The organism is Desulfamplus magnetovallimortis, from assembly GCF_900170035.1.
In the GTDB taxonomy this organism is placed as follows: Bacteria; Desulfobacterota; Desulfobacteria; order Desulfobacterales; family Desulfobacteraceae; genus Desulfamplus; species Desulfamplus magnetovallimortis.
This window is the reverse complement of the sequence record NZ_LT828550.1, coordinates 1-8,278: the sequence shown is the minus strand read 5'-3', so window position 1 is coordinate 8,278 and position 8,278 is coordinate 1. Positions and strand designations below refer to the sequence as shown.

8 protein-coding genes are annotated in these 8,278 nt (G+C 43.1%); 1 reads left to right on the top strand and 7 read right to left on the bottom strand.

Annotated elements, in window-relative coordinates; translation table 11 throughout:
- Nucleotides 1-1,141 precede the first annotated feature (1,141 nt).
- From MTBBW1_RS17025 to MTBBW1_RS30410, 5 genes are all read right to left on the bottom strand, one after another.
- Nucleotides 1,142-5,251 (bottom strand): PAS domain S-box protein, encoded by a 4,110-nt coding sequence (locus tag MTBBW1_RS17025; protein ID WP_080805204.1) that lies wholly within the window; start codon nt 5,249-5,251, stop codon nt 1,142-1,144.
- Nucleotides 5,252-5,500: 249 nt separating this feature from the next.
- Nucleotides 5,501-6,118 (bottom strand): methyltransferase domain-containing protein, encoded by a 618-nt coding sequence (locus MTBBW1_RS17020; protein ID WP_080805200.1) that lies wholly within the window; start codon nt 6,116-6,118, stop codon nt 5,501-5,503.
- Between the two features lie 5 nt (nt 6,119-6,123).
- Complete coding sequence (locus tag MTBBW1_RS17015) at nt 6,124-6,447, bottom strand: TraR/DksA family transcriptional regulator (RefSeq protein ID WP_080805197.1); 324 nt, start codon at nt 6,445-6,447, stop codon at nt 6,124-6,126.
- 157 nt (nt 6,448-6,604) lie between these two features.
- The gene (locus tag MTBBW1_RS17010) at nt 6,605-7,261 is read right to left on the bottom strand and encodes a hypothetical protein (protein ID WP_080805195.1); all 657 of its coding nucleotides are present in this window, start codon (nt 7,259-7,261) and stop codon (nt 6,605-6,607) included.
- A gap of 28 nt (nt 7,262-7,289) precedes the next feature.
- Nucleotides 7,290-7,397 (bottom strand): glycine zipper domain-containing protein, encoded by a 108-nt coding sequence (locus MTBBW1_RS30410; RefSeq protein ID WP_425430020.1) that lies wholly within the window; start codon nt 7,395-7,397, stop codon nt 7,290-7,292.
- On the opposite strand from MTBBW1_RS30410, the gene MTBBW1_RS29645 reads away from it, so the two are divergent.
- Entirely contained in the window at nt 7,363-7,590 is a 228-nt protein-coding gene (locus MTBBW1_RS29645; protein ID WP_245809445.1) for a hypothetical protein, read from the top strand. The two genes, MTBBW1_RS30410 and MTBBW1_RS29645, sit on opposite strands and share 35 nt — an antisense overlap.
- On the opposite strand, the gene MTBBW1_RS17000 is transcribed toward MTBBW1_RS29645, so the two are convergent.
- Together MTBBW1_RS17000 and MTBBW1_RS29130 are read right to left on the bottom strand one after the other, a co-directional pair.
- A complete protein-coding gene (locus tag MTBBW1_RS17000) occupies nt 7,587-7,889 on the bottom strand; it encodes a hypothetical protein (protein ID WP_080805193.1) in 303 nt (100 codons plus the stop codon). The genes MTBBW1_RS29645 and MTBBW1_RS17000 overlap by 4 nt on opposite strands.
- Before the next feature lie 133 nt (nt 7,890-8,022).
- Nucleotides 8,023-8,278: hypothetical protein (locus MTBBW1_RS29130; protein ID WP_222424090.1), on the bottom strand; the 256-nt coding region annotated here is incomplete at its 5' end.

Below are 8,278 nucleotides of genomic sequence, written 5' to 3'. Positions count from 1 at the left end.
AGTTCCATGAGATAATCGCCTCACAAGATAGGTAAGATGCCGAAATTATGAATAATTACTATGCGTTGCATCTGCCGAAGGCTTCATATAACGTAGAGTTCACCGGCAGCGGGGGCTGTAGTGAGCTTGCGAACTGAAGCCCCCGCTGTGTCGGGTAGCCGGGGAGTGTTTCCACTCCCAAGCCCCCTAAGAACCCGGCGTGCGACTTTCACCGCACCGGGCTCAAGCATTGATAAAGTTCATTTAAGAACCCGGTAACTCCTCAGTAAAGCAGGAATCACCTTCCCGATACGTGTTTGTAAACGATTTACCTTGTTCAACATAAGCCAAACAAAGCTCTCCAGACCGTCAGTGATCATAAGATCACTATCTATCCACATCATGAAGACAAAACCGTCCAAACGTTTCCCGAGATCCAACACCTGTCGGAAGTCTGCTCACTTTCGTGATAAGGGATTACCCTCTATCCGCTACATTACATAACGGCATTCGCTTTCTCCGACATCCTTTACCCACTTGACTATCGGCTCACCTTACGGCTTGCTTTCCATACTTAAATGGAGACAACTGGGCTTACCCTGTTCCACTGATATTACACGATGGGTTAGCGTCCGTCTATCCGCCGGGGGAATTTTTAGATCACGTATGATGACACCAGAACATCACAACCATACCCCTTACCATTTTGGTCAAGGCTTGACAGCATCTTTAGCCTCTCATCGCTAACGGCGTTTATCAACGATTCACATGTGTTACGCATACCACCATTCTTAGCTTCCATCCGGTTTGATGCTACCAGAGTTGAGGCTACCTCACGGTTTCCTCTCCAAGCCTTTCGGCCAAGGATTCCATTGTCCCCTGGGCTTCACACAAAACCGTTACCGGTAATGCATGCCAAGGTAAGAAACTGCCGGTGATACGGCAGGTTAATTTGCATTAATTAACAATAATATCAGCGACTTCAGGTCGCACCCGGTGGAACGATTTGTTATGTGGATATTGACACTTTTCCATAATAGTAGATTTTTAATTTAAAGCAGTATACTTCTATTCCTAAAAGGTTATGCATCTGTTTAGCATTCTGTTCTTTTCATGTTCCTAAATTCCTCAAAATTTATGAAAAAAATATGGGCAACTCTCCCTACTGAGCTTTATCCAGCACTTTTCGCACTATTGTCGCCATCTCTGACTTGACAACCGGCTTCATTAAAAAACCCTTGATTCCCATCGCATTGGCCTGGTCGAGATTCATCCGGTCACTGAACCCTGTACAAATTATCACCGGAATATCAGGCCGGATTGCGATCAGTTCTCTGGCAAGCCGAACTCCGGTCATGTTTGGCATGGACATATCTGTGATCACCAGGTCATAGGATTCGGGCGCAACTTTGAATACCTCCAGAGCCTCCAGGCTGCTTACGAGAGAGGTGACCCGGTACCCGAGCCTTTCAAGCATTAGTCTTTCGAGCCTTGCAATGGCATCCTCATCATCCACCACCAAAATGCGTTCATTGCCGGAGGGGATTGTTTCGACTGTGTTTCCGGAAGCGGTGTCAGAGACTTTCACCATCAAAGGTAAATAGATATTAAAAGCCGTGCCTTTTCCCAATTCGCTGTAAACCCGGATATCACCACCGTGCTCCTTGACAATACCGTATACCGTGCTCAGACCGATTCCTGTGCCTTTGCCTTGTTCCTTTGTCGTGAAATAGGGTTCGAAGATTTTTCCCATGTTCTCGGATGAAATGCCGCATCCGTTATCGGATACTACCAATAAGGCATAAGGGCCCGCTGTGATATCACTTACGACCAGAGATTCGGGTTCTATAACCACCTCTTTGAGTTGAATGAATATTTTTCCATTGTCTGAGTCAACGGCGTGATACGCATTTGTGACCAAATTCATGGCGATTTGGTGCATCTGGGTTGGGTCCGCCATGACCAATCCGCAATCGTCCTGAATGTGATGTTTAATATCGATATTTGCCGGAATTGTCGAACGAACCATGTTGATGACTTCTTTTAATATCTTCTGAATGCGGACAGATATTTTTTTACCTTCGGATTTACGGCTGAAGTTGAGAATCTGACGGACAAGCTCTCTTCCCCTTTTACCGGCCGCCAGGATTTCCTCAATATTTTCATATTCAATACTGCCAGGGGTTGTATCCTCCAGTAGGATTTCGGACATCCCGATAATTGGAAACAAAATATTATTGAAGTCATGTGCAATGCCGCCGGCCAGGGTTCCTATAGCTTCCATCTTTTGAATTTGAATGAGTTTCTCCCTCAGTTTTTGCTGTTCTTCGTAGCTCGCAATCAGCGCCAGCTCGCTGCGCCTTCGGGCGAGCAGCGCAAACATGATGTGTGCGAACATTTCAAGTCGGCTAACAACAATTTCAGGAATTATTTGCGCTTTGTGGCTGGTGAAGGCCAATATTCCGATCAGTGCGCCAGTCGTGTCTTGCAGCGGTATATTAATGCTGTTTGTGACGCCGAAATACATGTACATTTCTTTGTCCCGTAAGGCTTCCGGCGGCAGTGCATCTATATCGGTAAAACTGACTGTCGTGCGGGTCCGGCACAACTGTTCGAAGGTCCACGGAAAGTAGTCCCGCACATCCATTGATTCAGGCAGGGGCGCCTGCGGATCACGGCGGTAAATGTACTTCATTACCTGCGTATCCGGATCATCTTCCGGGGGCTCCCAAAGGACACCTGTATCCAGATCAAGGCAATCGCAAATGCGCTGCAATGCCAGTTCTATCTCGCTGTCAACATGCTTTCTATCGGTTTCGACAAAACGGCCGGAGAGTTCAGCCATCAGGGTCTCGATGCGAAGGCGTTCCTGAAGTTCTGCCTCAGCCTTCTTTTGGTCGGTCAGGTCGATGAAACATTCCAGCAATCTGTCCCGCCCCTGCATCTCAATACGGAGCACGGATTTCAAAATCGGCCTTCGATGGCCGCCTATACAGACTATTTCCCTTTCCGAGTTTTCTATCTCCTGATTCAAATCCAGGATGGGACAATCATTTTCATTTGCCGGGCAGATCAGTTTGTGGCACCGATGCCCAATGATGTCATCCGGATTGTCGGTTCCGAAAATGTCAAGGCAATAGGTATTCGCGTATTCGATCGTCCGCGTCGAAGGATCTACGATGAACAGGCCGACCGGCAGCTTTTCTATAAAATGTTTTTCTATTTCATGCTGCTTTGTTCTGTCAATTCCCACACTCAATGTCTTCAATAACAGGCCGCTCGCGTCGTAAACACCTTTGTTGGTCCAGGCTATCCATACCTTTACACCGTCTTTCTTCATGTTCTCATTTTCGGAGCTGTAATACGCTTCCGGATTCTTCTGTACCAGCTTCATCTTACCTTCAAGGTTGTACCCTTCCGAGTCCGATGGGGCAACGATAGTTCCGACCACATTGCGGCCGACCAGCTCTTCAGCTATGAAGCCGAAGAAATCCAGTCCGTAATTGTTCATAAATAAAATTTCGCCTTGTGTATCCCACTCCAGGACAATGCTTGATGATGAGTCAATAAGCGTCCTGTATTTTGCTTCACTTGCAAGCAATTTCTTTTCTGATTCACATCGCAAAGCAATTTCTTCTCGTAATTCCATGGTACGTTTTTCGACTATATTTTCAAGACGGCTTTTGTATCGGAGTAGCTCTTCTTCTGTATTCTTTTGCTTTGTGATATTGACGTGCGTTCCGACAAGGCGGATTGCCTTCCCGTTCTTATCCCTCTTGACGCATTTACCCCGGCCAAATACCCAAATCCAGTTTTTCGATTTTGTTTCCATTCTGAATTCTGTTTCAAATTGTTCCGTCAACCCATCAATACAATCGGTATTTGCCCTTATCGCTTGCTCTTTGTCATCGGGATGCAATAAGTTTTTCCAAAAATCAAAACTGCTTTCCTGTTCGCCCGGGGGATAACCAAGCATTTCAAAATAACCGGGGCTAAAATAGACATTATTGGTTTGTATGTCCCAATCCCATAAACCATCTCTGGCAGCCTCCATGCTCAACCTGAAACGCTCTTCACTTTCCATGACTCTTTTTTGGGCTGAATCTGCCTGCCTTTGAGTTTCCTCCAGCTTCGTCAGGTCAAAGCCGCACCCCAGCCATTGGCCTTCCAACATCAATCCCTGCCAGAAAATGGATTTTTGCGAGCCGTCCCTGCACGTCACATAGGACCGCATGGCCGTCCGGTATGAGCTATCTTCAAGGGATTTGTTGAAATGTGCCATGGTCTCTTCAAAAACATTTTTTCGATAGGCTTCATCGGGATACGCAAGTTCAAACCATCGCTCAAGCGTTGGAATATCGTCATATGTGTAGCCAAACAAGCGGGTGAAATGGGTGCTCAAATAGTCCAGCTTCGTATGCTTGTCGCTTGTCAGGAAGATCGCCGCAGGTATGGTATCTATTATTGTTTTGAATCTGCGCTCACTTTTTTGAAGCGCTTTTTCCTGAGCCTTACGTTCGGTAATGTCCTGCAAAATTTCGGTGATGACGGGTTTACCGTTTTCGTCAGGACTCAGGAAGGCTTTGGACCAGATGATTCTGGTTTCTTTGGAGCCCCTGGGATGTATTTGCCGTTCCTGGTCGAATGACGTTCCATCCTCGACAAGATTTAGCAAAGACGACACGGCTTGCTCGGTATCGGCCTCGGCGATTCGAGCCGTTACTTCGTCAAGAGATGGCTTTGCATCGGAATCAAAGCCATATATCCGCAAAGCCTCCGGTGAGGCCTCAAACGATCGTGTGTGCGGGTCATAGGTCCAATGCCCCACGCGGCCCGCTTTTTGTGCCATACGATACCGCATCTCCGATAAGCGAAACATCTCCTGATTCCGCTTACTTTCGATAAGATGAGCAATGCGGCTTGCGATTATGTCGATGAGTACTCGCTCTTCGGCCAGGAAAGGCCCTTCATCGGCATCTGCAAAAACCTGGGTATAGCCAATCTCGACTGAACCGCAGGTCCTGCCATTGACATTGATTTCAGATGTTTGAATTGACTTGCAAATATCCAAGTTGCCGGTCTGATAAACTTTATCGTCAAAACAGATTACGGCCACGGTGCTTTCAGAATGAAGCCACGCCCCAGGGAACACTTCTACGCATTTCTGCAATATGTCACTGAGACTCCTTTGGGCGTTGCCTGCGATTTGCTCAATTTGCTGAAGACATTTTAACACTTTCACTCGCTCTCGCAGAATATATCCATTTTCCATCTTTTCTGATCCTCTAAAAAGTAGTCAGCCTGCAGGGCTTCAGCCATTTTATATGCCCTGTTTTACTAATAGCCTCAAAACCACATAACGATAAGCTCAGCGATTCGGTTTTGCGGAGCGAAGCGAAGCAAAACCGAATCCGCTGGAGCGCCGGGTTATGCGATCTCATATTATCTTTATTCGGTGATGATAGGTGGAGCCAAACTATTTTTTTCATAACTATAAAAAATGATGCTGCGGTCTGTATCTTCATGACATTAAAACAACCAGCCTGCTGTTTATTTTCATATTCCTGAATCCATAATAATCGGCAATATATTTTATTGTCTGACGATGATAAATAAAAACATGAGTGGGATCATTTTTATAATACCAATTTTTAAAATCAGTATTTTTATCATATAAATGCGTCATACAGATTAAGGCTCCGTCCGGGTTCAGCATTTTATGCAATAATTCAAATTCAGCGTCAGGATTATGAAAATGTTCTATCACTTCGCAACTTACAATATAGTCATATTTTTCGTTCAGCAGTTCGGTTTTATTTGAAAAAAAAGGATCAAACTGATTAACAGCGTAACCGTTATCCTGAAGAACCTTCGATATTACAGGTGCCGTTCCGGAACCGAAATCAAGCCCGCTTTTATCCGGTGTAAATTTTTTTAAAACATAGTCAGTAATCGGAGATACAAATTTTTGATAACGAACATCATTGACATTGTTATTATGTTCTTTATATCTGTTTATTTCTGCATCAGTGCTGATATAATTCTTCCTGTTTTTGTATATTCCTGAACAATTGCCGCATATAAAGAATTTTTCAGTACAAAACGGTTTCCCGTGGTGTTTACAAAGAGGACAGTTCATTGATTTCACTTTGCACAGTTAACACAATACCGACTTTCCGGAATTATGAGAATTCTGGCAAGAGGAATAACTGTTCCGCATTTTACACAAATTCCGAAATCCGGTGTCCCTGCTGTTGAAAGTGCATATCTTAATTTGTTCAGTCTGTTTTCCGCCTGTCTTAATGAAGATTCCATTACATTTTTATTTATGATTGCGTCCATTCTTGAAATTCTCCCGATTGCATTGTCAGGTGCTATCGGCTTAGTTTTTTCTTTGTATTCTGAAATCTGTTTTTCTGTTATGACAATTTCTTTCAGAATTCTGTCGGCAATATCCTTTTGCTCCATACTTTATCCTTTAATTATAAGAAGATATCATTAATTTTATATTGTTGAGCCAATAAAATAAACATTATTGTTTGTCTTAGCTACGCCGAGTTGAGTGGCGCCGCCAACAGCTCTCGCGGTAGCCGCTCTCGTTCACGGCGTCCACTCGAACGAAATGTTATGCTTGTTCCTTATTGAACATCCATAAAGAAACCCTTAATTGATCTTTCAATTCAGGAACTAAACAATAGCCAGCATAGACTTCTTTTTCAGGTTTAGGGTATTCTGAGTTTATTTCTGATGCAATTAGACCAACTGCCTCTTCAGGAGAGAAACCAGTATCCAAAGTTTCATTTACTTCATTAATAAGCTCCAATTCATATCTTTCATTTCCGGTTGAAACCACAACAAAAAGAGTGGTTGTATAAAGCATATTGTAACCATATTCTTGGAGCTTTTTTAAAATATCATTAGACCAAAATTGTTTAAAAAGTTGATTAGGCTTGCTTATAAAAGATCCATAAGCAAGCTGAAAAGGATCAACTGGTATCGCTTCAAATAAAAAACTGGGATTTGAATTAAAGAAAAAAGTCCCCATAGGTTGAGGTTCATATATTACACGTAGGATATCAAGTAGGGACTGCAAAAATTCATGAGGACGCTCGTATTGGTCTGAAGCTTGAAAGCAGCATTTGCTCTCAACATAATGAGTTACACCATTAGTTTTTTGAGGAAATTCTTTTTCGAATGTAGATTCAAAAATATTATACATTCCACTGAAAATACTTTGCATATTTTCAGCAAACTTTAATGTATCTTTAACATTATTTTTCACAAGTTCCTCTTTATTCTTTTACGTGGAGCTACGATTTTTTATTATCATTGTCTTTTGAGTCTCCCACAAGATGCCCGACGGCTCCCCCAAGTGCAGCACCAATGGCAGTACCTAATGGGCCTACAAAAGAGCCTATTAAACCTCCGAAAAGACCACCTGCACCACCGCCTATTGTCGCATTTTTATGTCCACGTTTTTCTGCTGCATCAACGATTTTTTTTGCAGTATCTTTAACAGAATCCTCAACTTTTTTTATGTCTTTAGAATCTATTTTACCTCCACAACTTGTCCTTATAGAAATATTCCTGAATATATTAGAAAATGTTTAATCTTCTTCATCCCAATCCTCAAATTCGTATTCTTCTACAATGTCAACTGATAAAGCTTTCCATTGTTTCTTGATTGTACGAATTTTTATAACACCAATAAAATCTTCTTCACTTCTCAAATCAACCAGCAAATACCCGTCTTCACGCAAAAAAGAATCTACTTCCCAAAGGTAAGCTTCTTTTAAGTTGAATTTGCCGGCTATACTTTTGAATTCATCCTTTGTTAAAAGATATCTTTTTTTTGTTTCGGAGTATATTTTAATAAGTTGGTCTGCCATATCTCTTGCCGATCTTGCCATAATTCCTCCAGATTTCATACGGTTTAAAAAGCATAACGTTGAGTACACCGTCAGCCGCAAAAGCCTGCGATACATCCACAGCCCTAATCGGCTGGCGGTGGTACGACTGGTTATATGAAGCCGAATTTTATCTTCAGCCCCCGCAAATCAATGTTTTTCCCATCAGTGGCACATTGTTTGCTAATAGAAAAACTATATTTCCTGTACTGTCCAATGCACAGCCCGTCAACAAATTCCGGCATGAATTCGGCTTTTCCATGCTCATTTTGTCCGGAAAACCTGCAAAATCAGGGGCAATCCCCATCCGGATATGATTTTTCTCATTGAAAATTGCCTTTGAGCAAACAGCACCCCATTCACTTTCACGACATCGTAAAAATGCTCCGTTG